The following is a 21917-nucleotide window of genomic DNA, read 5'->3' on the forward strand; positions in this document are numbered from 1 at the left end:
GGGGTCAGGAGGGGTGGACGTAGGTCGTGAGCTCCGGGCCGGGGTGCAGCACGCCGTTGACGATCGCCCGGATCGCGAACTCGCTGGTCGCGCCGAGCTCGATCGCCTCCGGGCGCAGGAGCCACTGCAGCTGCAGCCCGTCCATCACCGCGAGGATCGCCGCAGAGGCCGCGGCGACGGAGTCAGGATCGCGCACGCCCTCCTGGGCGCACAGCTCGTGGAACGCGTCGGCGACCTCGCGCCGCAGCGTCGTGTACCTGTCGTCGAAGAACGGGCGCGAAGGATGCTCGTCGGTGACGGATTCCGCGGAGAGCACCGTGTACGCCTGCACGATGCCCGGTCGCTTCTCGTTCGTGAAGGCGGTGCGCACGAGGTGCAGGAACAGCTCCGGTCCTCCGGGGATGTGCTTCTGGGCGAGGCCTGCGACGTCGTCTCTGTCGCGGTAGGCGAGCACCTCGAGCAGGAGCTTCTGCTTCGAACCGAAGTGGTGCAGCACTCCGGCGTGCGTGATGCCGACCTGCTCGGCGACGTCTGCCAGGGTCCCGTTGGTCGAGCCCTTGTTTCCGAAGATCTCGATCGCGGCCTTGAGGATCTGCTCGCGTTTCTCGAGCGTCGCCGGGCGCACGCGTACTGTCTGGTCGCTGTCTGCCACCGCGGCCTCCTCTCCATCGTGGGACTGTGCTTGCGGTCAAACTTACTACTCGGTAACCTCACGGAAGCTTACTTTCTCGACAGTAAGCAAATCACGATGGCCGGCGGGCCCCCGTCCGCCGGCGACACAGCACAAAGACCCGTGCCTAGGAGAAGCAATGAAGCTCAGAAAGTCTCTGATCGCCGCGACCGCGATCACCGCACTCGGCGTGTCAGCCCTCGCCGGCTGTTCGGCGGGCGGTGGATCCGCTGACGGCGGTTCCGCATCCCTCACCATCGCCAAGCCGGACGGCGCGATCACCACCGAGTCGAACAACCCGTTCGTCGGCGACTCCGCCGCGTCGAAGTACGGCTACGCCAAGGTCGTGTTCGAGACCCTGGCCCTCGTGAACCAGACCGGCGACCGCGGTGTCACGCCGTGGCTCGCCGAGAGCCTCGAGTGGAACGACGACTACACGCAGCTCACGGTCGTCCCCCGCGCCGACGTCACCTGGAGCGACGGCGAGCCGTTCACGGCCGAGGACATCGTCTTCTCCTTCGAGACCGCCTCGATCCCCGCCCTCGACACCGCCGGCCTCAAGTTCGAGGGCGCCGAGGTCGACGGTGACAAGGTCGTGCTGAGCTTCGGCGACTCCAAGTACGTCAACCAGGCACGCGTGCTGCACGTGCCGATCGTCCCCAAGCACATCTGGGAGAACTTCGACGACCCGGCCACCGACCCCGTCAAGGGCGACGACCTCGTCGGCACCGGCCCCTACGCGATGGCGAACTGGTCGACCGAGTCGGTCACGCTCGACGCGCGCGACGACTACTGGGGCGGCGACCTCGCCGTGCCGGAGCTGCACTACGTCTCGTACGGCGACAACACCGCCCTCACCACGGCCCTCGCGAACGGCGACGCCGACTGGGCGCAGGCGTTCATCCCGCAGATCCAGGAGCAGTTCATCTCGGCCGACCCCGAGCACAACCAGTTCCTCGCCTCGCCGACCACCGGCTCTGCCACGCTGTTCATGAACCTGCAGCAGAAGCCGTTCGACGACCCGGCCTTCCGTCAGGCGCTCGCCTGGGTGATCGACCGCGACGCCTACGTCGACATCGCGCGCGAGGGCGCCAGCGAGGCCGTCTGGTCGGTCACCGGTCTGTCGTCGATCCTCGAAGACGAGATCCAGCCCGAGTTCCAGGGCGTCGACTACAAGGTCGACGCCGAGAAGGCGCGTGGCCTGCTGGAGACCGCCGGCTACACCTGGAAGGACGACGCCCTGATGGACCCCGACGGCACGCCCGTCTCCTTCACGCTCTCCGTCCCGTCCGGCTGGAGCGACTGGAACACCGCGCAGGAGCTCATCGCCGAGGACGTGAAGGACAGCATCGGCGCCGAGGTCAAGATCGACATGCCCGACTGGGGCGGCTGGGCCGATCCCCGCGACAACGGCACGTTCTCGGCGATCATCCACTGGCTGGAGGACAGCGGCACCGCATACGGTCTCTACACGTCGACCATGGACCCGCGCTGGATCTCGCCCGAGGGCAAGGCCGGCTTCAACTTCGGCCGCTTCGACGACCCGGAGGCGACCGCTGCGCTGAACACCTACGCCAACGCCTCGTCCGACGAGGAGCGCACCACCGCGATCGACACGCTGCAGACGATCTTCTCGGAGCAGGTGCCGGCCATCCCGCTGGGCGCCCACCCGCTGCTGGGTGAGTTCAACACGCGCAACTACGTCGGCTGGCCGTCGGAGACCGACACCTACGCGTCCGCCGACCCGACGCAGCCGAACATCGTGCAGATCCTCACGAAGCTGAAGCCCGCCGAGTAAGCACCACCCGAAGGGGAGCCCGGTCCGGTCACACGGCTCGGGCTCCCCACCAGGTCGACGAAGGACACCCCATGCCAGATCCCCTGCTCACCGTGCGCGACTTCTCCGTCGTGTACGACGTCGATCCGCCCGTCGAGGCGGTGAAGAACGTGACCCTCGAACTGCAGCGCGGCGAGATCCTCGGCCTCGCCGGGGAGAGCGGATGCGGCAAGACCACGCTCGCCTACGGTGTGCAGCGCCTGCTGCGTGCCCCGGCCGTGATCACGGGTGGCAGCGTCACCTTCCACGATGCGACCGGCATCGACGTCGACATCAACGCGCTCGACGTCGACGCGATGCAGCGGTTCCGCTGGGACAAGGTGTCGATGGTGTTCCAGGGCGCGATGAACGCCCTCAACCCCGTGGCGACGATCGGCTCGCAGCTGGAGGACGTGTTCGAGATCCACCGCCCCGACATGAACCGCAAGCAGCGGCGTGCCGAGGCCGAGGAGCTGCTCGAGATCGTCAAGGTCGGCCGTCAGCGTGTGCGCTCCTTCCCGCACGAGCTCTCCGGCGGCATGCGTCAGCGCGTCATGATCGCCATGGCCCTGGCGCTGCGTCCGCAGCTGATGGTCATGGACGAGCCGACGACCGCGCTCGACGTGCTGGTGCAGCGGGAGATCCTCAAGCAGATCTCGCAGCTGCGGCACGAGTTCGGCTTCTCGGTGATCTTCATCACCCACGACCTGCCGCTCCTGCTGGAGATCAGCGACCGGATCGCGATCATGCGCGAAGGCGAGATCATCGAGCTCGATACGGCAGAGCGCATCTGGACGCAGCCGGAGCACGAGTACACGAAGACGCTGCTGTCGTCGTTCCCCCGGCTCACCGGGGAGAGAGGGGTGCTGGTGCGATGACCACCCTCGAATTCCGCCACGTCACGAAGGCCTACAACGTCCGAGGTGCAGGGCAGATCAAAGCCCTCGACGACGTGAGCTTCACCCTGACGTCGGGCCAGACGATCGGCCTGGTCGGACAGTCCGGCAGCGGCAAGTCCACGATCGCGAAGATCCTCACCCAGCTCGAGACCCCGACCAGCGGCGAGGTGCTGCTCGACGGCACGCCCATCCCGCGCCGCGGCAAGGGCCTGCGAAAGTACCGCCAGCAGCTGCGGATGGTGTTCCAGGATCCGTTCGCCTCGCTCAACCCCTACCACTCGATCCGCTACCACCTGGAGCGGCCCATCCGCCTCGACGATGTGGTGCCCAAGAAGGACACCGAGAACGAGGTGCGCCGACTCCTCGACCGGGTGCGCCTCGATGCGGACGCGGTGATCGACCGCCGCCCCCACGAGCTGTCGGGTGGTCAGCGTCAGCGTGTGGCCATCGCCCGTGCCCTGGCCTCGCGTCCCTCGCTCCTCGTCGCCGACGAGCCGGTGTCGATGCTCGACGTCTCCATCCGGCTCGGCGTGCTGAACCTGCTCGCCGACCTGCAGCGCGAAGAGGGACTAGGCGTGCTCTACATCACGCACGACCTGGCCACGGCCCGTCACTTCAGCGACGAGATCATGGTCCTCAACCAGGGGCGCGTGGTCGAGTACGGCACCGCAGACGACGTGATCCTCGACCCGCAGGACCCCTACACCCGCGAACTGCGCGCGGCCTCTCCCGATCCGGAGAAGCATTTCGCCGCAGCGGCATCGAACGGAGGCGCGCTGTGAGCACCGCATTCCCCCAGCTCGACGACAACGACCTCGTCGCCCGCGATGCCCTCGAGGTCGGCACGACGGCGACCAAGGCAGAGCGCACCAGGCGGCCGGTGCCGTGGCGCTTCTTCGCCGGCCGTGCGGCGTTCTACCTGTTCACGCTCTGGGCAGCGATCACGATCAACTTCTTCCTGCCCCGCCTCATGAAGGGCGATGCGGTCAGCTCGTATCTCGCGCGCAACCGCACCGTGAGCCCCGAGGCGGCAGATGCCCTGCGCGTGCTGCTCGGCATCGACACCGACACCTCGATCTGGCAGCAGTACCTCGAGTACTGGGGGATGCTGCTGCGCGGCGACCTCGGCATCTCGACCCTGCACGGTTTGCGGCCCGTCGCCGAGGTGCTCGCCGCCGCCCTGCCCTGGACGCTCGGGCTGGTCGGCATCGCGACCATCATCTCGTTCGCGATCGGCACGCTGCTCGGAGCCGTCGTCGGATGGAAGCGGGGAAGCAGGCTCGACGCGATCATCCCGGTGACGACGTTCTTCAACACGATCCCGTACTTCTGGCTGGGACTCATCGCGATCGCGATCTTCTCCTCGACCCTGAAGTGGTTCCCGTCCTCGCACGCCTACGACAAGGGGCAGTCGCCGGAATGGAGTCTCGACTTCATCGGCCAGGTGATCATGCACGGCACGCTCCCGGCACTGACCATCGTGGTCGCCTCGCTCGGCGGCTGGGTGCTCGGCATGCGCAACATGATGCTGACGGTGCTCGACGACGACTACATCACGGTCGCGCAGGCGAAGGGCATGCCCAACAAGCGGGTGCTCTGGGGCTACGCCGCCCGCAACGCGGTGCTGCCGCAGATCCAGAGCTTCGCGCTGTCGATCGGCTTCATCGTCGGCGGCACGATCGTCATGGAGATGGTCTTCAGCTATCCGGGTGTCGGCAAGCTGCTGCTCGACGCGACCAACGCCAAGGACTTCGCCCTCATGCAGGGCGTGTTCCTCGTGATCACGCTGTCGGTGCTCGTGGCCAACATCCTCGCCGATGTCGTCTACGCCTACCTCGACCCGCGCACGCGCCAGATGGAGTCCTGACATGACCGTTCCCACCACCGCAGCGACCACGGCGCCGGACGGATCGGCCGTCGTCTCCGGCATGCCAGAGACCGCCACGTTGCGCACCCCGCCGGCGGGAACGCCACCGCGCAAGACCTTCTGGTCGCAGCTCGCGCAGGCGTTCGCGATGTTCCGCAACCCCAAGTCGATCGCCGGGCTCATCATCCTCGGGGTGTTCGTGCTCATCGCGATCCTCGCCCCGTGGATCGCCCCGTACGGGCCGACCCAGAAGGACCGCACGGCGCTGCGTCAGCCGCCCTCCTGGGAGCACTGGCTGGGCACGACGCACATGGGCGAAGACGTCTTGAGCCAGATCATCTACGGCACCCGCGGGGTGATCGTCGTCGGCTTCCTCGCGGCGTTCATCGCCACGATCATCGCGATCACGATCGGCGTGATCGCCGGCTACGTGCGCGGCTGGAAGAGCGAATCGCTCTCGGCGCTGACCAACGTGTTCCTGGTGATCCCCGGCATCCCGCTCATCATCATCATCGCCTCGCAGTTCGAGAACCCGCCGCTGATCGTGATCGCCGCGGTGCTCGGGATAACGGGATGGGCATGGGGTGCCCGCGTGCTCCGTGCGCAGACCATGTCGCTGCGCAACCGCGACTTCATCCAGGCCGCCCGCGCGAACGGCGAGCCGCTGCGCCGCATCATCACGGTCGAGATGCTCCCGAACCTCATGGCGCTCATCGCCTCGAGCTTCGTCGGCACCGTGACCGCGGCCATCCTCGGGCTCACGACCCTGGCCTTCATCGGCGTGATCCCGGTCAGCAACCTGAACTGGGGCACCATCCTTTTCTGGGCGCAGCAGAACGGCGCCTTCCCGCGGCTGTGGTGGTGGTACGTGCCGGCAGGGCTGTGCATCGCGATCATCGGCGTCGCGCTCTCGCTCATCAACTTCGGCATCGACGAGTACGTCAATCCGAGGCTGCGGTCGGCCGGAGAGCGGGCCAGGGCGATGAAGAAGAAGGGGCTGAACGTGAACGACGCCGTCACGGTGGTCCGCAGCGTGCCCCTGCCGAAGAAGGCACCCGATCCCGTATCGTCGGCGACCTCGTCGGGCGCTTCCGACACGACCGACACGACCGACTCCTCGAAGACCTCGACACCGAACACGAACCAGAACACGAAGTGATGACCTCTCAGACTCTGACCACGCAGCTTCCGTACCAGGACCCCGCCCTCTCGATCCCCGAGCGCGTGGCGGACCTCCTCAGCCGCATGACGCTGGAGGAGAAGGTCGGGCAGATGCTCCAGCTCGACGCCCGCGACGACATCGACGACCACATCGCCCGTCGGCACGCGGGGTCGATCCTGCACACCTCTCCCGAGCGCATCCTGCGGGCGAACGAGCTCACGGCGCAGACCCGGCTCCGCATCCCGCTGCTGGTGGGCGAGGACTGCATCCACGGGCACTCGTTCTGGCCCGGGGCGACCATCTACCCCACGCAGCTCGGCATGGCCGCGTCGTGGGATTCCGAGCTCGTGGAACGCGTCGCCCGCGCCACGGCCGAGGAGGTCGCGGTGACCGGCATCCACTGGACGTTCTCGCCCGTGCTGTGCATCGCCCGCGATCTGCGCTGGGGCCGTATCGACGAGACCTTCGGCGAGGACCCATTCCTCATCGGCGAGCTGGCCTCGGCGATGGTGCGCGGCTACCAGGGCGAGGGACTCGACGACCCCACGGCCATCCTCGCCACGGCCAAGCACTTCGCCGGGTACTCCGAGACCCAGGGTGGGCGCGACGCGAGCGAGGCGGACATCTCCCGCCGCAAGTTGCGCTCGTGGTTCCTGCCGCCGTTCGAGCGCGTGGCCCGCGAGGGCTGCCGGACGTTCATGCTCGGCTACCAGACCACCGACGGCGTGCCGATCACCACCAACGACTGGCTGCTCAGCGACGTGCTGCGCGGGGAGTGGGGCTATACCGGCACGCTCATCACCGACTGGGACAACGTCGGCCGCATGGTGTGGGAGCAGCGGATCCAGCCCGACATCACGCACGCGGCCGCGGCGGCCGTGCGCGCCGGCAACGACATGATCATGACCACGCCGGGCTTCTTCGAAGGAGCGCTGGACGCGGTGGCGAAGGGCATGCTCGACGAGGACGCCTTCGATGCGGCGGCTGCCCGCATCCTCACCCTCAAGTTCGAACTCGGCCTGTTCGAGAACCCTCGTCTGCCCGGCACCGAGCTCGACGCCGTGGTGGGCAGCGCGGAGCACGCGCAGCTGAACCTCGAGGTCGCCCGCCGCTCGCTCGTGCTGCTCGAGAACGACGGTGTGCTGCCCCTCGACCCTGCGGCTTCCCTGAAGGTCACGGTCACCGGACCGCTCGCCGACGACGCGCAGACTCAGCTCGGCGACTGGGCCGGCGGGTCCGGGCAGGCGGGATGGCTCGACGGTCAGCCCCGCGAGATGATCACGACCGTGCTCGACGGGCTGCAGGCGATCGACGGCTGGAGCGTCACGCACACCCGCGGCGCCGACATCCTCACGCTCGAGGAAGACCCGCAGGGGGCATTCTTCCCCGACAAGCAGCCCCGTCCCCCGGTCGTGCGGGCCTGCGAGCCCGATGCCGCGCTGATCGCGGAGGCTGTGGCTGCCGCTGCGGAGTCCGACGTCGTCGTGGCGGTCGTCGGCGACCGGATCGAGCTCGTCGGCGAGGGCCGCTCCACCGCGACCCTCGAGCTCATCGGTGGGCAGAACGCCCTGATCGATGCGCTCATCGCGACCGGGAAGCCCGTCGTGATCGTGCTGCTCGCCTCGAAGCCGCTCGTGCTCCCGGCGTCCGCGTCGAAGGCGGCAGCCGTGATCTGGGCGGCGAACCCCGGCATGCAGGGCGGGCGTGCGCTGGCCGAGATCATCTCCGGGGCGGCCGAGCCGTCCGGGCGTCTGCCGATCTCCTTCGCCCGCCACGTGGGTCAGCAGCCGACGTACTACAACCAGATCCGCGGACAGCACGGCGACCGCTACGCCGACCTCACGCAGTCGCCGACCTGGGCGTTCGGAGAGGGCCTGTCGTACACCACTGTGGAGTACTCGGACCTCGTGCTGGAGGAGACCTCGTTGGGGGAGTCCGACACGATCGTCGGGCACGTCACGGTGTCGAACACCGGCGACCGACCTGCTCGCGAGACCGTGCAGGTGTATGTGCGCGACTCCGTGACCAGCGTGAGCTGGACCGACAAGGAGCTCAAGACCTTCCGCCAGGTCGACCTCGCTCCGGGCGAGTCCGTGCGGGTGCAGCTCGAGCTGCCGGTGTCCGACTGCACGATCGTCGACGCCGCGGGCACGCGTCTGGTCGAGGCCGGCACGTTCGAGCTGCTGGTCGGCCCGAGCTCCCGCGATGAGGTGCTCCTCTCCGCGGACTTCGAGGTGCGCTGAACCGTCGAGACCCACTCTCCTCGCCCAGACCCACTCCCGCCGACGCATGCGGCGATGGGTCTCGGCGGCGGGAGTGGGTCTCGCTGCGTTCGCAGGGGAGTGGGCCCTAGTCCTGCAGTCGCTGCGGACCGGCGCCTTGCGTTCCGAGCGCGTCGTCGGGGTTGAGCAGTCCGCAGGCCTTCATCGACAGGCAGCCGCAGCCGATGCAGCCGGTGAGTTCGCGTTCCAAGCGTTCGATGCCCTCGCGACGTTTCTCCAGCTCACGCTTCCAGCGGCGGGAGGCCCGCTGCCAGTCCTCGTGGCTCGGGGTCTCGGTCAGCGGCACGTCGGCGAAGGCCGTCTGCACGTCGGAGAGCGGGATGCCGAGGCGCTTGGCGACGGTGATGAGCGAGACGCGGCGCAGCATGTGTCGTGCGTAGCGGCGTTGGTTGCCCGGGGTGCGGGTCGACGCGATGAGCCCGAGGGTCTCGTAGAAGTGCAGCGCGGAAGCGGCGACTCCGGTGCGTCGGGTCATCTCGCCGATCGTGAGCGGCTCGTCGGGCGCATGCGGACTCATCAGGCCGCCTTTCCTTCGATTTGACCTCAAGTGTACTTGAGGTTTTACGGTAGTCAGATGGCCCGGCAAGGGCTGATCGACCCGAACGAGGACAACGTGACCCGAACGAAGACCCTGCGATGACCTATGTGATCGCCCTGCCGTGCGTCGATGTGAAGGACAAGGCCTGCATCGACGAATGCCCCGTCGACTGCATCTACGAGGGCGAACGCTCGCTCTACATCCACCCGGACGAGTGCGTGGACTGCGGCGCCTGCGAACCCGTCTGTCCCGTCGAGGCGATCTTCTACGAAGACGACCTGCCCGACGAGTGGCAGGACTACTACAAGGCCAACGTCGAGTTCTTCGATGAGATCGGGTCTCCCGGCGGTGCCGCGAAGACGGGCATGCTTGCCTTCGACCACCCGATCATCGCCGCGCTCGCGCCCCAGGGAGAGCACGCATGACCGCCGCCGGTTCCCCCTCCACGGAGCCGCGCATCGCCATCGTGGGAGCGGGCCCTGCGGGCATCTACGCCGCCGACATCCTGCTCGACCGCATCCCCACGGCGGCCATCGACCTGTTCGAGAAGCTCCCGGCACCCTACGGTCTCGTCCGCTACGGCGTCGCGCCCGACCATCCGCGCATCCGGAAGATCACCGATGCACTGCACGAGGTGCTCGTGAACCCGCGCATCCGGCTGCGGTGCAACGTCGAGATCGGCGTCGACATCGGGATCGACGATCTGCGTGCCGCATACGACGGCGTGATCGTGGCGACGGGCGCCGACCTCGATGTCGCGCTCGACATCCCCGGCATCGATCTGCCCGGCTCGTTCGGCGCCGCCGACTTCGTGGCCTGGTACGACGGGCACCCCGATGCGCCGCGTACCTGGCCGCTCGCCGCCGAGTCGGTCGCGGTGCTCGGGGCCGGCAACGTCGCGCTCGATGTCACGAGGATCCTGGCCAAGCACGCCTCGGCGCTGACCCACACCGACACTCCTGACGCCGTGCTCGAGCAGCTCGCCGCCAGCCCGTTGCGCGATGTGCACCTCTTCGCTCGGCGAGGACCGGCAGATGTGCGGTTCTCGGCGATGGAGTTGCGCGAGCTCGCGGAGCAGGACGATGTCGATGTGATCGTCGACCCCGAAGAAGTCGCTCTCGACGAGCACGCCGAGAGGATGGTCGCGCAGTTCTCGCAGCGGCGCATCATCGTGCGCACCATGACCGAGTGGGCGGCCATCGACCCCGCGGCCCGCACGGCCTCGCGCCGCATCCACCTGCACCTGCGCCAGCGCCCGGTGCGTCTGCTCGGCACCGACACCGTGACCGGCATCGAGATGGAGCGCACCGCGTCCGACGAGCTCGGTCGCATGGTCGGCACAGGCGAGCTGCTGCGCTACGACGTCGGAGCGGTCTACCGCGCTGTGGGGTATCGATCGACGCCCGTGCCGGGGGTGCCGTTCGACACTACGCTCGGAGTCGTGCCGCATATCGAAGGTCGCGTCGTCGACGCGCAGGGCGACCCCATCCCGCGGCTCTATGCCACGGGCTGGATCAAGCGCGGGCCTGTCGGACTCATCGGCTCGACCAAGTCGGACGCCGCGCAGACCATCGGCCATGTCGTCGACGACCTCGCATCCGTCGAGCGAGAAGCGCGGGACGCCGACCCGGTCGCCCATCTCTCGCACGCGGTCGACCTCGACGGCTGGTTGCGCATCGACGCGGCGGAGCGCGACGCGGGAGCTGCGCGTGGCCGCGAGCGGACGAAGATCGTCGAGCGCCAGGAGATGGTGGCACATGCGAAGCAGGAACAGATGATGGAGGTCGGTCGATGACCGCGACACCCGTGCCCACCCCGGTCGGCGAAGGGCTCAAGGCTGCGTTCCGCACGCATCCCGCCGGCGTCGCCATCATCACCGCCAGCACTCCGGACGGACCGGTCGGCCTCACGGCGTCGAGCGTCGCATCCGTCGCGGTCGACCCGGCGGCGATCGTGTTCTCCGTGACCAGGGCCACGGGGTCCGCGGGAGCGATCCTCGGGGCCGACACCTTCGTGGTGCACCTGATCGACGACGAGCACTCCGAACTCGCGCAGAGCTTTGCGGTCAGTGGGTCCGAGCGCTTCACCCCCGAGCAGGGGTGGGCGACGCTGCCGACCGGAGAACCGCACCTCCCCGAGGCCAGAGCGGCGCTGCGGTGTCGCACCATCGAGACCGTCGCAGTGGGGTCGTCGACCGTGGTCATCGCCGAGGTCATCGAGGTGCTGTCCGGTCCGTCTGGGCGTCCTCTGGTCTACCTCGACCGCCGTTTCCACTCGCTCCCGCACGACCCAGAGCACTGATCCGCACCCTGACCGCACCATCGAAAGGAAGACGTCATGTCCACTCTCTACACACTCCCCGAGCTGCCCTACGACTACTCCGCGCTCGAGCCGCACATCTCCGGCAAGATCATGGAGCTGCACCACTCCAAGCACCACCAGGCGTATGTGACGGGTGCGAACACCGCGCTGGAGCAGCTCGCCGCCGCCCGCAGCGCCGGTGACCTCGCGAACGTCAACAAGCTCGAGAAGGACCTCGCGTTCAACCTCGGCGGCCACATCAACCACTCGGTGTTCTGGCAGAACCTCTCACCCGAGGGCGGCGGAGCTCCGGAGGGCGAGCTCGAAGCTGCACTCGTCGATGCTTTCGGCTCGATCGACGCCTTCCGCGCGCACTTCACCGCGACCGCGCTCGGCGTGCAGGGATCGGGTTGGGCCGTGCTCGCCTGGGACAGCGTGGGCGCCCGCCCCGTGATCTTCCAGCTGTTCGACCAGCAGGGGAACGCGCCGCTCGGTGTGACGCCGCTGCTGCAGCTCGACGTCTGGGAGCACGCCTACTACCTCGACTACCTCAACGTGCGCGCCGACTACGTCAAGGCGTTCTGGAACCTCGTGAACTGGCCCGACGTGCAGCGCCGCTTCGAGGCTGCGCGCACCGCGACGAAGGGTCTCATCGTCGCAAGCTGACCGCTCCGCGTCAGGCGAGGGAGAGGAAGAGCTTCTCCAGTTCGGCCATCGACACCCCTGCGGTGTCGGTGGCCGCTTCCGTGTCGGTGTCACCCGAGGTGGCCTCGGTGTCGGTCAGGCAGTCCTTCATGGCGGAGGCGATGATCTGGAACCCGGCCTTGTCGAGGGCGGAGATGACGGCGGCGAGCTGGGTGACCACAGTCCGGCACTCGTCGCCCCTTTCGACAGCGGCGATCACGGCGCCGAGTTGGCCTTGGGCGCGCTTGAGGCGGTTGGCGATCTTGCGCTGGGTCTCGGCATCTGCGGATGTCATGTGGCTCCCTGAACGGCTGCTGTGCGAACAACTATACCCCCTGGGGTATAGTTTCCTCTCGAATACCCACCGGGGTATCAGTGAGGAGCAAGAAGATGTGTCGAGCGGTTCGTTGCAAGACCTGCGGCAAGACCACCTGGGCGGGCTGCGGACAGCACGTCGAGTCCGTGCGTCGGACAGTGCCGGCGGCGCAATGGTGCACGGGGCACACCGCCGAACCGGCTCAGGGCGGCTTCTTCTCGAGGCTGTTCCAGCGATGACCACCGCCGAACGACTCCGGGTCGTCATCGTGGGCGGTGTCGCCGGTGGGATGTCGGCCGCCGCACGTCTGCGTCGCCTCGACGAGAACGCAGAGATCACGGTCTTCGAGCGAGGGCCGGAGGTCTCCTACGCGAACTGCGGCCTGCCCTACTACGTCGGCGGGGTGATCGCCGAGCGCGATTCGCTGCTCCTGCAGACGCCCGCGTCTCTGCATGATCGCTTCCGGCTCGACGTGCGCGTGCGCCACGATGTGGTGCGCATCGACACCACACACAAGGTGGTCGAGGTCGTGGACCTCGAAGCGGGTCATCGTTTCGTACAGCACTACGACACTCTCATCCTCGCCACGGGGGCCCGACCGCGTCGCGCGGCGCCCACGTCCGGCATCCCGGTGCGCAGCCTGCGCACCGTCGAGGATGCGGATGCCATCGATGCCGCTCTCTCGAGGGCGGGCGTCCCGATCGTGGTCGTCGGTGGGGGCTACACGGGTCTGGAGGCGGTCGAGAACCTCGTCGCGCGCGGTGCGTCAGTCACTCTCGTGCAGCGCGGCCCCCGACTGCTCACGCCACTCGATGCGGAGATGGCCGCCCCGATCGCGGCGGAGGTCCGTGCGCACGGCGTCGACGTGCGCCTCGGCGTCGAGGTCGTCGGCTCTGCCCAGGGGGTTGTCACGCTGAGCGACGGCACCTCGGTTCCCGCGGCCCTCGTGATCGACGCGGCAGGAGTCGTCCCTGAGACCGCGCTGGCGGAGGGTGCCGGCATCCGGATCGGCTCGACCGGGGGCATCGAGGTCGACTCGATGTGTCGCACGAGTGCTCCCGACGTGTTCGCGGTGGGCGACGGTGTGGAGAAGCACGATCTCGTGGGCGGGGAGGCGGCGCTCATCACGATGGCGGGTCTCGCGAACCGTCACGGACGCATGGTGGCCGACCTCATCGCGGGGCGGGCCGAGACCGCGCGACCCGCTCTCGGCACCGGCATCGTCCGGGTGTTCGGTGTCACGGCGGCGAAGGCAGGGTGGAGCGAGCAGCAGCTCCGTGCGGCGGGGCGCGACTTCTACGCGGTGCACGTGCACCCCGGGTCGCACGCCGGGTACTACCCCGGTGCCGAGACGCTGTCGATGAAGCTGCTCGCCGATCCGACCTCCGACGCCATCCTCGGCGTGCAGGTCGTGGGGCGGGACGGCGTCGACAAGCGGATCGACGTGGTGGCCACTGCGATGCAGGCCGGACTCCCGGCCGCCGAGCTCGCGCATCTCGAGCTGGCCTATGCGCCGCAGTTCGGCTCGGCCAAGGATGCGGTGAACATCCTCGGCTATGTCGCAGAGAACACCCGGACGGGGATGACTCCCACGATCCAATGGCATGAGCTCGATGCCGAGCTGCGGGCGGGCGCGACCCTTATCGATGTGCGTTCGCCGGCGGAGCACGGATCCGGAGCGATCCCCGGCGCCGTCAACGTGCCGCTCGACGAGCTCAGGGACCGATCCGAGGAGCTGCCGGACGGACCGATCCTCGTGCATTGCCAGGTCGGTCTGCGCGGACACATCGCCACGCGGCTCCTCCGGCAGCGGGGCGTCGCGGCGCGCAATCTCGACGGAGGCTATCGCACCTGGCGTGACGCCGTCGTGCTCCCCGGCTAGACCAGCCGCGCTGTTGTCCCGCGCACGTTCAACTCGTACGGCAACGCCGACGGGATGTGCACCGCATCGGGGGTGGCGAGCTTCGCCAGCACGGCGTCCGCTGCGCGCTCACCCTGTCCCAGCGGGAACTGGTCGACGGTGGTGAGGCGGAAGAACTCGCCGAGCTCGTGTCCGTCGATGCCCACGATCGACAGCTCGTCCGGCACGCTGAAGCCGAGGTCGCGGGCCGCGAGCAGCGCGCCGATGGCCATCTCGTCCGATGCCGCGAAGACGGCGGTCGGACGGGGTCCCGGTCGGCCGAGCAGCTGCTTCGCCGCCCGGTAGCCGCCCTCCACCGTGAAGTCGGCGGGTTCGAGGAAGGCGTGGTTCAGGGGGATCCCCGCCGTGGCGAGAGCCTTCTCGAAGCCCAGGCGACGGTTGGTCGGGATGTGGAAGTCGATGTCGAACTCGGGGTTGGCTCCGATGTGCGCGATGTCGGTGTGGCCGAGGCCGATCAAGTGCTCGGTGGCCAGCTGCGCGACGGCGACATCGTCGACGGTCATGGTGTCGAGCTTCGGGTTCGGACCGCCGATCGCGATCACGGGAAGCCCGAGGTCGAGCAGATACTGCGTCTCGTCCTCGTCGAGCTCGATCGACACCGCGATCACGGCGTCCACTCGCTGCCGCCGCAGGAAGGTGTCGAACACGTGTCGGCGCACGTCCTTGTCGGCGGTGATGTTGTACAGCGTGATGTCGTAGCCCTCGCGCATGAGCGCGGCCGAGACGCCGGAGAGCACCGTGCTGAAGAACCACCGGTCGAGGAACGGGACGATGACCCCGACGTTGCGGGTGCGACCCGATGCCAGGCTCGACGCGCGGGACGACACCACGTAGCCGAGGGTCTGCGCCGCGGCCTGCACCCGCTCCTTCGCGGAATCGGACACGTGGCCGCGCCCGCTCAGTGCGCGCGAGACGGTCGCGGTGGAGACTCCGGCGAGCCGGGCGACCTCATCGATGCTGGCCATGGCTTCCTCTGTCGAAAAGCTCCGGTCGCGGTAGCTGTCGCTTCACGGGGAGGTGAGCGACAGCAACCGCGACCGGAGGGGGTGTCAGGCGTGGGTTGCGGAGGTGTACCAGACGGCGGTGTCGACCGGGACGGCCGCTCCTTCGAACGGCTGACTCTGCAGGATCACCAGGGCGTCGGCCGGCAGCTCGATCGGGTCGGTGCCGAGGTTCGCGACCACGTGCACGTCGCCACGGCGGAACGCCACCGCGTCGGGACCAGCGTCCTCCCACACCAGCGATCCGCTGCCGAAGCCGTGCTCACGACGCCCGGCGAGCAGGCGCTTGTACAGCGCGAGCGTCGACGCGGGGTCGACCTCCTCCACATCGCGGGCGTATGCCGCCCAGTCGGCGGGCTGGGGCAGCCACGACAGTCCGGTGTCGTTGAAGCCGAAGGCCGGAGCCTCTGCGTTCCAGGGGAGAGGCACGCGGCACCCGTCGCGTCCGTATCGGGCACCGTTCGTGCGGAACCAGGTCGGGTCCTGACGGTACTCGTCGGGGATCTCCATCGCCTCGGGCAGTCCGAGCTCTTCGCCCTGGTAGAGGTACGAAGAACCGGGCAGGGCCAGCATCAGAGTCGTCGCGGCGCGGGCGCGAGCGAGTCCGGTCGCGGTGTCCGGCTTGTCCGGGGTGTTCGGGCCGATGCCCTCGCCCTGGGGGTTGTCGGAGGTGAGGGCGAGGCGGGTCGCGTGGCGCACCACATCGTGGTTCGACAGCACCCACGTGCTCGGAGCGCCGACCTCGCCGAACGCGTCCAGCGATTCGCGGATCACGTCGCCGAGCTTCTTCGCGTCCCACTCCGTCATCAGGTACGGGAAGTTGAAGGTCTGGTGCATCTCGTCCGGGCGCACCCAGAGCGCGGTCTGCGTGAGGGTGGGCATCCAGGCCTCGCCGCAGAGGGCGCGGTCGCCGTCGTACTCGGCGAGCACCTTGTGCCAGTCGCGGTAGATCTCGTGCACGCCGTCCTGGCCCCAGTAAGGCACGTTCGACTCGCCGCCGCCCATGGAGTCCGCGTCGCTCGGGGGTGTGTAGTCGGGCAGGCCCTCGGTCTTGATCATGCCGTGGGCCACGTCGACCCGGAAGCCGTCGACACCACGGTCGAGCCAGAAGCGCAGGATCGAGCGGAACTCCTCCTGCACCTCTTCGTTGTTCCAGTCGAAGTCGGGCTGCGTGGCGTCGAAGATGTGCAGGTACCACTGGCCGGGGGTGCCGTCTGCCTCGGTCACGCGCTGCCACATGCCGCCGCCGAACACCGACTCCCAGTTGTTCGGGGGCAGTTCGCCGTTCTCGCCCTTGCCGTCGCGGAAGATGTAGCGCGCACGCTCCGGGCTGCCGGGTGCGGCCTTGAGCGCCTCCTGGAACCAGGGGTGCTGGTCGGACGAGTGGTTGGGGACGAGATCGACGATCACGCGGATGTCCCGGGCATGGGCGGCTTCGAGCATGTCGTCGAAGTCGGCGAGCGTGCCGAACAGCGGGTCGACGTCGCGGTAGTCGGCCACGTCGTAGCCGGCGTCGCGCTGCGGGCTCGTCATGAACGGGCTGAGCCAGATCGCGTCGACGCCGAGTTCCTGCAGAGCATCGAGGCGGCCCGTGATGCCCGGCAGGTCGCCGATGCCGTCGCCCGAGGCGTCCGCGAAGGAGCGGGGGTAGATCTGGTAGATGACGGCGCTGCGCCACCACTCGGAACCGGGGGCTGCGATCTGCTCAAGCTGTGCCATGGGAACAGGCTAGTGCAAACGCTTACATTCATGCCAGAGCGGGGATCGAATCGGTTCGAAGCGCCCGGTTTCCTCGGGGGCGGCCTACTCGGTTGCATGATCGTTCCCCACCTGCATGAGCCTCCGGCGTGCCTGGTCATGCAGCTGTCGCAGGATCATGCAGGTGTCACCCGCACGATAGGCCGCCCGGGAGTATGGTGAGGCATCCGACGAGTGGAGGCTGTCATGGTTCCCGAGATCAACTATTGGGCGGTCCTGCTGGCCGCCGCATCGAGCATGATCGTCGGCTCGATCTGGTACGCGCCGAAGGTGTTCGGCACACGCTGGTCGAAGCTCGCGAACGTCGACATGGACAGGCCGGCGGCGACGGCGGTGTGGCCCATCGTCACCACCGTGATCGTGAGCTTCATCACGGCGTGGGTGCTCGCCGGTGCCTCGTCGATCGCCTGGCACTTCTACGGCGGATCCTTCTTCTGGGGCACGGTCGTCACGGCGGTCACGCTGTGGGCAGGGTTCACGGCTGCACGTTTCATCACCCACGACGCCTTCGAGGGCCGGTCGACCCGGCTCACCACGCTGAACATCGCGCACGAACTGGTCACGGTCGTCGTGATGGCGCTGATCATCGGGGTATGGCCACCGGCCCTCGCGTCCTGAGCGTACGAAGCGGTCAGGGTGTCGGCATGCCGCCGTTCACGTTCAGGGTCTCTCCGGCGACGTAGCTCGACTCCGCCGAGGCGAGGAACACGTATGCGGGGGCGAGCTCGGCAGGCTGTCCCATGCGCCCGAGGGGTGTGTCCTTCCCGAACTCGGGGAGCTTCTCCTGCGGCTGTCCGTCGCTGGGCTGCAGAGGCGTCCAGATCGGCCCCGGTGCCACGGCGTTCACGCGGATGCCCTTCGGCGCGAGCTGTTCCGCGAGGCCCTTGGAGAATGCGTTGATCGTGGCCTTCGTCGAGGCGTAGTCCACCAGGATGCCGGAGGGCGAGTACGCCTGGATCGACGTCGTGTTGATGATCGTCGAGCCGGCCGGGAGGTGGGGCAGCGCCGCCTTGGTGATCCAGAACATTGCGTACACGTTGGTCTTGAAGGTGTCGTCGAACTGCTCGTCCGTGATGTCGGTGAGCGTTTCCTGATACACCTGCTTGCCGCCGTTGTTGACGACGATGTCGAGGCCGCCCAGCTTCGCGACCGCCTCGGCGACGAGGGCACGGCAGTACTCCGGGTCGCGCAGGTCACCGGGGATCGTGGCGACCGTCGCACCGGCGTCGCGCAGGATGTCGGCGATCCGACGCGCATCCTCTTCCTCCTGTGGCAGGTAGGAGATCGCGACGTCGGCACCCTCGCGGGCGAAAGCGATCGCGGTGGCCGCACCGATGCCGGAGTCGCCGCCCGTGATCAGGGCCTTGCGTCCGGTCAGGCGCCCCGTGCCGCGGTAGGACTCCTCCCCGAGGTCGGCGTGCGGGGTGAGATCCGCGTCGAGTCCGGGCTCCGGCATGTGCTGCTTCTGCGGCTCGATGTCGGCGTAGAGCGCGGACGGGTCTGTGAAGGAGTACTGGTCGCGGGGCATGGGGGATCCTTTCCGAGGTGGTTCGGGGGTGGGAGGACCATGCTCAATGCCCCGGAGAGATCGCACAAACGCCTTGCACGGTGGTGGCGCCTGCGCTACGAGAGACGGGATCTCGTCACTCCGCGACGAAATGTGGCCGAAAGACACTTCACCTGTCGACTGCTGTCATGACAGGCTTCGCATCGTCCCCCACGTCATCCGTGCGCCCAGCCCGCGAGGCTGCTGCCGTTCGAGAGGTCCCGATGCCCGGTTCCGCCCGCCGATCCGCCCCCTGGGCGACTGTCGCCGCGCTCGTCGTCGGGGCCGTGCTCGTGGGGGCCGCGCCTGCGGTCTCGGATGCCTTCGCGGCGCGAGCCGACGCCGCGGCTGATCCGGTCGCCGATCCGGCGGCGTCGGTCGCGCTGGCGTATGAGTTCCTGGATGCGCGCACCGACGAGTTCTGTGATGGAGCGGGCCGCTGCCTGCCGCGCAGCTATGAGGGCGGCTTCTTCACGACTCCGGCCTGGGATTTCACGCCCTCGTTCGTCTACGACGACGCACTCGTGATCATCGCCTACACCGCCCGCGGCCTTCCCGACGACCTCCGGCGTGCACGCGCGATCGGCGACACCCTGCTCTTCGTGCAGGAGAACGATCCGGTCGGCGACGGACGTACCAGGGCGTCGTACGAGCCGCACGGAATCCGTCAGGGGCGGGTGGAGATCACGGGAGCCGGGGCGTTCACGGGGAACCAGGCCTGGGTCGGTCTGGCCCTCACCCGTCTCGCGCACGCGACAGGGGATCACCGATACCTCGACGGTGCGGTGCGGGTCGGCGAGTGGATCCAGGACCACACGGCCGACATGACCAGAGCGCCGTACGGGTACACCGGGGGTGAGCTCGAAGACGGCACCTCGCTGACGTGGAAATCCACCGAGCACAACAGCGACATCGCCGGTTTCTTCACGCAGCTCGGCCAGCTCACCGGCGACCAGGTCTGGACGGACCGGGCAGCGGTCGCCGCGGGTTTCGTCGCCGCCATGCAGAGCGCCGACGGCCACGTGAACACCGGAACCGGCCTCGACGGCTCGACGATCAACACCCGTCCGATTCCGCTGGACGCCCAGACGTGGAGCGCCCTCGCCACGGGCGACCCGCGTTACGGGGCGGCGCTCGATTGGACGCTCGCGAATCTGCTCGCAACCGATGGCCCGTACACGGGACCGTCCATCAGCGAGGTCGATGTCTCCAAGGCGTGGTTCGAGGGCAGCGGACATCTCGCGCTCGCCCTCACGCTGCGTGGCGGTGCCGGCGACGCCGATCGTGCCGAGACGCTGCTGAGCAGTATCCGACTGGCGCAGCGCGACGCTCCGAACGGCGACGGCAAGGGGATCGTCGCCACGTCGAGCGACGGCCTCGACTCCGGATTCGGCGACCTGTACTACGCGAGCCTGCACACCGGCGCGACCGCCTGGTACCTGCTCGCCGCGATCGGGGACAATCCGTTCGCTCTCCCGGAAGACTGATCCGATCCGGACCGGCCGATGCGGTCGGTACGGCGGGGAAGGAGACTAGGCGGCGACGCGGGCGACCGCGGCGATCGCGCTCGTGAAGAACTCGACCCCGTCGACGCCGCTGCGCATCGCGGCGGCGGTGTCGGGACCGAAGCCCGCCTCGGTAGCGTGCTCGGGGTGCGGCATCAGGCCGACGACGTTGCCTGCTGCGTTCGTGAGGCCGGCGATGTCGCGCAGCGATCCGTTCGGGTTGACCCCGGCGTAGCGGAACGCCACGAGGCCCTCGCCCTCGATGCGATCCAGCGTCTGCTCGTCGGCGATGTAGCCACCGTCGGCGTTCTTGAGCGGGATCACGATCTCCTGACCGGTGCGGAACGCATTGGTCCACGCGGTGTCGGAGTTCTCGACCGTGAGCTTCTGGTCGCGGCGCACGAAGTGCTGGTGGTTGTTGCGGATCAGACCGCCGGGGAGCAGGTGCGCCTCCACCAGCATCTGGAAGCCGTTGCAGATGCCGAGCACGGGCATGCCCTTGGCTGCGGCGTCCTTGACCTCGCTCATGATCGGCGAGAGTGCGGCGATGGCGCCGGCGCGGAGGTAGTCCCCATAGCTGAAGCCACCCGGCAGGACCAGCGCGTCGACCCCCTCGAGGTCGTGCGATCCGTGCCACAGGGCGACGGCCTCGGCGCCGGCGATGCGGACGGCGCGCTGCGCGTCGCGGTCGTCGAGCGAGCCCGGGAAGGTGATGACGCCGATGCGGACGGTCACTCGGCGACCTCGATGCCGACCACGTCTTCGATCACGGAGTTGGAGAGCACTTCGTCGGCGATGCGCTTCGCCTCGGCGAGCACCTCGTCGGTGACCTCTCCCTCGACGGTGAGCTCGAAGCGCTTTCCGATGCGGACGTCGGTGAAGCCCTCGACGCCGAGGCGGGCGAAGGCGCCGGAGACGGCCTTGCCCTGTGGGTCGAGCAGTTCGGGCTTGGGCATGACGTCGACGACGATGGTGGGCATGACGGCTCCAAGAGTCGCGGGCGGACGGGCGCACTCAGTCTACTGCCCTCGCCGCATCCGCTCGGCGCCGTGGAGGAGTCAGGCGGAGTGGAAGACGGTGTGGAGGTCGCCCACGGCGTCACGGCCGCCGAGGCCGTCGATCTCGAAGAGCACGGAGATGCCGATCACGTGGCTGCCGAGGCGCTCGACCAGTTCGCGACCGGCGGCGAGGGTTCCTCCGGTGGCGAGCACATCGTCGATCAACAGCACGCGCGAGCCCACGGGCAGGTCGTCGTGCATCTCGATCGTGGCGGTGCCGTACTCGAGCGCATAGTCGACGGATGCGGCGGGCCGGGGAAGCTTGCCCGCCTTGCGGATCGGGATCAGGCCGACCCCTGCGGCGATGGCGGCCGCGCTGGCGAGGATGAAGCCGCGCGCCTCGATGCCGGCGATCACGTCGAACTGGCCGGCGAATGGCTCGATGATCGCCTCGGTCGTGACGCGGAGGGCATCGGCGTCGGCGAGGAGAGGCGTGATGTCGCGGAAGATGATGCCCGGCTGCGGGTAGTCCGGCACATTGCGGATCAGGGTCTCGGCGCGGACGAGGGCAGGGGAGAGTGTGGCTTCGGGCACCGCCCAAGGGTACGCCGTGTTCGCAACTCAGGAGAAACGCGACGGAGAGGACGCGCGGC

At 68.5% G+C, this 21917-nt stretch carries 22 protein-coding genes; 13 read left to right on the forward strand and 9 right to left on the reverse strand.

What is annotated here, in order from left to right; translation table 11 throughout:
• Window positions 1-4: 4 nt before the first annotated feature.
• Entirely contained in the window at window positions 5-652 is a 648-nt protein-coding gene (locus tag RN51_RS02725; protein WP_045262515.1) for a TetR/AcrR family transcriptional regulator, read from the reverse strand.
• A gap of 157 nt (window positions 653-809) precedes the next feature.
• Between RN51_RS02725 and RN51_RS02730 the strand changes: the two genes are divergently transcribed.
• From RN51_RS02730 to RN51_RS02755, 6 genes are all read left to right on the forward strand, one after another.
• Window positions 810-2468: an ABC transporter substrate-binding protein gene (locus tag RN51_RS02730; protein WP_045262516.1), complete on the forward strand. Its 1659-nt coding sequence runs from the start codon at window positions 810-812 to the stop codon at window positions 2466-2468.
• A 71-nt stretch (window positions 2469-2539) separates the two neighbouring features.
• The gene (locus RN51_RS02735; RefSeq protein WP_045262517.1) at window positions 2540-3364 is read left to right on the forward strand and encodes an ABC transporter ATP-binding protein; all 825 of its coding nucleotides are present in this window, start codon (window positions 2540-2542) and stop codon (window positions 3362-3364) included.
• Window positions 3361-4167, forward strand: a complete 807-nt coding sequence (locus RN51_RS02740) for an ABC transporter ATP-binding protein (protein WP_045262518.1) — start codon at window positions 3361-3363, stop codon at window positions 4165-4167. Before RN51_RS02735 ends, RN51_RS02740 begins: the two co-directional genes overlap by 4 nt.
• Window positions 4164-5252: an ABC transporter permease gene (locus tag RN51_RS02745; protein WP_045262519.1), complete on the forward strand. Its 1089-nt coding sequence runs from the start codon at window positions 4164-4166 to the stop codon at window positions 5250-5252. The genes RN51_RS02740 and RN51_RS02745 overlap by 4 nt, the downstream gene beginning before the upstream one ends.
• 1 nt (window position 5253) lies before the next feature.
• The gene (locus RN51_RS02750; protein ID WP_052674551.1) at window positions 5254-6411 is read left to right on the forward strand and encodes an ABC transporter permease; all 1158 of its coding nucleotides are present in this window, start codon (window positions 5254-5256) and stop codon (window positions 6409-6411) included.
• Window positions 6411-8657, forward strand: a complete 2247-nt coding sequence (locus tag RN51_RS02755) for a glycoside hydrolase family 3 N-terminal domain-containing protein (RefSeq protein WP_045262520.1) — start codon at window positions 6411-6413, stop codon at window positions 8655-8657. Before RN51_RS02750 ends, RN51_RS02755 begins: the two co-directional genes overlap by 1 nt.
• A 106-nt stretch (window positions 8658-8763) precedes the next feature.
• Here RN51_RS02755 and soxR read toward each other — a convergent pair whose 3' ends face one another.
• Window positions 8764-9213 carry a redox-sensitive transcriptional activator SoxR gene (gene soxR, locus RN51_RS02760; protein WP_045262521.1) on the reverse strand — a complete coding sequence of 150 codons (450 nt, stop codon included), beginning with the start codon at window positions 9211-9213 and terminating at the stop codon, window positions 8764-8766.
• Between the two features lie 119 nt (window positions 9214-9332).
• Here soxR and fdxA point away from each other — a divergent pair, with 119 nt between their 5' ends.
• Genes fdxA through RN51_RS02780 form a run of 4 tightly spaced genes read left to right on the forward strand, consistent with a single transcriptional unit; the run spans window position 9333 to window position 12201 of the window.
• Window positions 9333-9659, forward strand: coding sequence for a ferredoxin (gene fdxA, locus RN51_RS02765; RefSeq protein WP_045262522.1), 327 nt, complete (start codon window positions 9333-9335; stop codon window positions 9657-9659).
• Window positions 9656-11029 carry an FAD-dependent oxidoreductase gene (locus RN51_RS02770; protein ID WP_045262523.1) on the forward strand — a complete coding sequence of 458 codons (1374 nt, stop codon included), beginning with the start codon at window positions 9656-9658 and terminating at the stop codon, window positions 11027-11029. The genes fdxA and RN51_RS02770 overlap by 4 nt, the downstream gene beginning before the upstream one ends.
• On the forward strand, window positions 11026-11535 hold the full coding sequence (locus tag RN51_RS02775) for a flavin reductase family protein (RefSeq protein ID WP_045262524.1): 510 nt from the start codon (window positions 11026-11028) through the stop codon (window positions 11533-11535). Before RN51_RS02770 ends, RN51_RS02775 begins: the two co-directional genes overlap by 4 nt.
• Before the next feature lie 36 nt (window positions 11536-11571).
• Complete coding sequence (locus RN51_RS02780; RefSeq protein ID WP_045262525.1) at window positions 11572-12201, forward strand: superoxide dismutase; 630 nt, start codon at window positions 11572-11574, stop codon at window positions 12199-12201.
• Between the two features lie 10 nt (window positions 12202-12211).
• On the opposite strand, the gene RN51_RS02785 is transcribed toward RN51_RS02780, so the two are convergent.
• Window positions 12212-12514 carry a metal-sensitive transcriptional regulator gene (locus RN51_RS02785; protein WP_045262526.1) on the reverse strand — a complete coding sequence of 101 codons (303 nt, stop codon included), beginning with the start codon at window positions 12512-12514 and terminating at the stop codon, window positions 12212-12214.
• A 256-nt stretch (window positions 12515-12770) separates the two neighbouring features.
• Between RN51_RS02785 and RN51_RS02790 the strand changes: the two genes are divergently transcribed.
• Window positions 12771-14417 (forward strand): FAD-dependent oxidoreductase, encoded by a 1647-nt coding sequence (locus RN51_RS02790; protein ID WP_045262527.1) that lies wholly within the window; start codon window positions 12771-12773, stop codon window positions 14415-14417.
• Here RN51_RS02790 and RN51_RS02795 read toward each other — a convergent pair.
• Both RN51_RS02795 and RN51_RS02800 read right to left on the reverse strand, forming a co-directional pair.
• On the reverse strand, window positions 14414-15421 hold the full coding sequence (locus RN51_RS02795; protein ID WP_045262528.1) for a LacI family DNA-binding transcriptional regulator: 1008 nt from the start codon (window positions 15419-15421) through the stop codon (window positions 14414-14416). The two genes, RN51_RS02790 and RN51_RS02795, sit on opposite strands and share 4 nt — an antisense overlap.
• Window positions 15422-15505: 84 nt before the next feature.
• Window positions 15506-17176 (reverse strand): glycoside hydrolase family 13 protein, encoded by a 1671-nt coding sequence (locus RN51_RS02800; RefSeq protein ID WP_045262529.1) that lies wholly within the window; start codon window positions 17174-17176, stop codon window positions 15506-15508.
• A 225-nt stretch (window positions 17177-17401) separates the two neighbouring features.
• Here RN51_RS02800 and RN51_RS02805 point away from each other — a divergent pair, with 225 nt between their 5' ends.
• Window positions 17402-17833 carry a DUF1761 domain-containing protein gene (locus tag RN51_RS02805; protein ID WP_045262530.1) on the forward strand — a complete coding sequence of 144 codons (432 nt, stop codon included), beginning with the start codon at window positions 17402-17404 and terminating at the stop codon, window positions 17831-17833.
• Window positions 17834-17846: 13 nt separating this feature from the next.
• Here RN51_RS02805 and RN51_RS02810 read toward each other — a convergent pair whose 3' ends face one another.
• Window positions 17847-18743, reverse strand: coding sequence for an SDR family oxidoreductase (locus RN51_RS02810; protein ID WP_045262531.1), 897 nt, complete (start codon window positions 18741-18743; stop codon window positions 17847-17849).
• Window positions 18744-18910: 167 nt separating this feature from the next.
• On the opposite strand from RN51_RS02810, the gene RN51_RS02815 reads away from it, so the two are divergent.
• Window positions 18911-20248: a hypothetical protein gene (locus RN51_RS02815; RefSeq protein WP_231579194.1), complete on the forward strand. Its 1338-nt coding sequence runs from the start codon at window positions 18911-18913 to the stop codon at window positions 20246-20248.
• Between the two features lie 45 nt (window positions 20249-20293).
• Here the strand turns inward: RN51_RS02815 and purQ are convergent, their stop codons facing one another.
• The 3 genes from purQ to RN51_RS02830 form a co-directional block, all read right to left on the reverse strand.
• The gene (gene purQ / locus RN51_RS02820; RefSeq protein ID WP_045262533.1) at window positions 20294-21001 is read right to left on the reverse strand and encodes a phosphoribosylformylglycinamidine synthase subunit PurQ; all 708 of its coding nucleotides are present in this window, start codon (window positions 20999-21001) and stop codon (window positions 20294-20296) included.
• On the reverse strand, window positions 20998-21246 hold the full coding sequence (gene purS / locus RN51_RS02825; RefSeq protein WP_017831295.1) for a phosphoribosylformylglycinamidine synthase subunit PurS: 249 nt from the start codon (window positions 21244-21246) through the stop codon (window positions 20998-21000). Before purS ends, purQ begins: the two co-directional genes overlap by 4 nt.
• Before the next feature lie 78 nt (window positions 21247-21324).
• Complete coding sequence (locus RN51_RS02830; protein WP_045262534.1) at window positions 21325-21858, reverse strand: adenine phosphoribosyltransferase; 534 nt, start codon at window positions 21856-21858, stop codon at window positions 21325-21327.
• Window positions 21859-21917 lie beyond the last annotated feature (59 nt).

Origin of the sequence: Microbacterium oxydans, assembly GCF_000956405.1 — a bacterium.
GTDB classification, from domain to species: domain Bacteria; phylum Actinomycetota; class Actinomycetes; order Actinomycetales; family Microbacteriaceae; genus Microbacterium; species Microbacterium oxydans_C.